General features: G+C 62.7%; 2 protein-coding genes and 1 pseudogene. All 3 read left to right on the top strand.

Annotated elements, in window-relative coordinates:
• Positions 1–261, top strand: a pseudogene (locus AC1D1X_RS22770) (amidophosphoribosyltransferase); the annotation flags it as partial.
• A 4-nt stretch (positions 262–265) separates the two neighbouring features.
• Positions 266–1,480 carry an O-succinylhomoserine sulfhydrylase gene (locus AC1D1X_RS22765; RefSeq protein ID WP_477699271.1) on the top strand — a complete coding sequence of 405 codons (1,215 nt, stop codon included), beginning with the start codon at positions 266–268 and terminating at the stop codon, positions 1,478–1,480.
• A 16-nt stretch (positions 1,481–1,496) separates the two neighbouring features.
• A partial coding sequence (locus AC1D1X_RS22760; protein WP_477699272.1) for a glutamate--tRNA ligase family protein occupies positions 1,497–1,635 on the top strand: 139 nt, incomplete at its 3' end.

The raw sequence follows: 1,635 nt of genomic DNA, 5'->3' as shown, positions 1-1,635 counted from the left end.
GAAGAAATCCGTGAAGTCATTGGTTGCGACGCGCTGATCTACCAGGACGTGGAAGGCATGAAGCGCGCCATCGGCTCACTCAACAGCAAGCTCGACGGCTTTGACGCCTCCTGCTTTGACGGCGTTTACATCACGGGCGACGTGACCGCAGAGACCATCGCGGCGATGAATTCGCAGCGTGGCGACACCGCCGAGAAAATCGGTGAAGACAGCGATGTGGATGTGTCCCGCCTGGCGCTGCCCAATCCGCAAGAAGCCTGAGCCCATGACGAAAAAACAATTGCCCGGCAACCTGCACCGCGATACGCTGGCCGTGCGCGTCGCGCTGGAGCCCAGCCAGCACGGTGAAAACTCCGAAGCGCTGTACCTGACCAGCGGCTTTGTGCAACCCGATGCCGAGACCTCGGCGCGGCGCTTTGCCGACCCTACGGAGGGCTATACCTACGGCCGCACGTCCAACCCGACGGTCACCAGCTTTGAGCGCCGCCTGGCCGCGATGGAGGGCACCGAAGCCGCCATCGGCGCCTCGACCGGTATGGGCGCCATCCTGATGATGTGCATGGGCTTGTTGAAATCCGGCGACCACGTCATCTRCTCGCGTTCCATGTTTGGCTCGACGATCGCCCTGATAGGCCGCGAGTTCGGGAAGTTCGGCGTTGAAACCACGTTTGTGTCGCAGACCGACGTGAGCGAGTGGAAGGCCGCATTGCGACCCGGCACCAAGCTGCTGTTTGCTGAAACACCGACCAATCCGCTGACCGAAGTCTGCGACATCCGGGCGCTGGCTGATCTTGCGCACAGCGTGGGCGCCTTGCTCGCGGTGGACAACTGCTTTTGCTCACCGGCCCTGCAGCGGCCGGTGGAATTCGGCGCTGACCTCATCATGCATTCGGGCACCAAGTACCTCGACGGCCAAGGCCGTGTGATGGCGGGTGCGCTCTGCGRCTCGTCCAAACTCATCGTCGACGTGTTCGGCCCGATCGTGCGCACCGCCGGCATGACGCTCGCGCCCTTCAACGCCTGGGTCGTGCTCAAGGGCCTGGAGACATTGAACATCCGCATGCAGGCACAGAGCGCAAATGCGCTGGCTGTCGCAAAGTGGCTCGAAACGCAGCCCGCGGTTGCGCGCGTTTATTACCCTGGTCTTGAATCGCATCCCCAGCATGAGCTGGCCATGCGCCAGCAATCGGGACTGGGTGGCGCGGTGCTGTCGTTTGACGTGCTTGGCGACACGCCGGAAGCGGCACGCGCCAATGCCTTCAAGGTGATCAACAGCACGCAGGTGCTCAGCATTGCGACCAACCTGGGCGACACCAAGACCATCATCAGCCATTCCGCCACCACGTCGCACGGGCGCCTCAGCGAAGAGCAGCGCCAGGCCGCCGGCATAGGCCAGGGCCTGGTTCGCGTGGCCGTCGGGCTCGACCACGTAGACGACATCAAGGCCGACCTGTCCCGCGGCCTGAGCCTTATCGTATGACTGCATGACTGCCTCAATGACCCAAAAGACAAGAACCCGCTTCGCTCCTTCCCCGACCGGATTCATCCACCTCGGCAATATTCGCTCAGCGCTTTACCCTTGGGCTTTTGCGCGCGCCACCGGCGGTGACTTCGTTCTTCGCATCGAAGACACTG

The sequence above is a fragment of the Polaromonas sp. P1_G4 genome (assembly GCF_056405475.1).
The sequence above is the reverse complement of the archived record's forward strand: the minus strand, read 5'-3'. Positions and strand labels throughout refer to the sequence as shown.